Below are 715 nucleotides of genomic sequence, written 5' to 3'. Positions count from 1 at the left end.
GGCGTGTGATGGCTCAACTCCCACCCCACAACCTCTTCTCATCCAGTTCGAAAAGGAGTTTCACGTGAAACACTACGATTTTCACCCTCTTGTTGGCGTTGGTTTACGGACTCCTCATTTAGACTTTTTTCAGCAACAACGCCCAGAACTGTCTTGGTTAGAAATTCACAGCGAGAACTACTTTCAACCCAATGCAGCCGAACGAAAATATTTACACACTTTGCGAGAGCAATACCAGATCAGCTGCCACGGAATTGGCTTATCGTTAGGCTCTATTGAACGCGTTAGCCAAGTACACCTCGCTCAACTGAAAGCGTTGATAGATGCCATTGACCCAATGTTTGTCTCTGACCATTTGAGCTGGAGTGAAAATGGTGGGCATTATTTTAACGACTTGCTTCCCCTACCATACACCGAAGAAGCACTGAACGTTTTTACTCGCAATGTGCTTGAAGTTCAGGATTATCTGCAACGCGAAATCTTAATAGAGAACCCATCGAGCTATGTGAAGTTTCAACACTCGACGATCAGCGAGTGGGAGTTTCTCGCTGAAGTTCAGCAGCGCACAAGTTGCCGGTTACTGCTCGATCTGAATAACGTACACGTATCAGCCTTCAATCACGGCTTTGATTGCAATACCTATCTGTCCGCCATTCCGGCAAACAAAGTGGATGAAATTCATTTGGCGGGTTTTACCATCAAGCAACTCGATAAA

The 715-nt window shown here is 45.6% G+C and carries 1 protein-coding gene; it reads left to right on the top strand.

The features are described from left to right. Window positions 1-64: 64 nt before the first annotated feature. Window positions 65-715, top strand: a 651-nt coding sequence (locus R7R78_RS26255) for a DUF692 domain-containing protein (RefSeq protein WP_225474627.1), incomplete at its 3' end; no start/stop codon positions are given.

Source organism: Vibrio sp. 2134-1, assembly GCF_033339495.1.
Note: the sequence above shows the minus strand (reverse complement) of the source record. Positions and strands in the feature narration are given on the sequence as shown.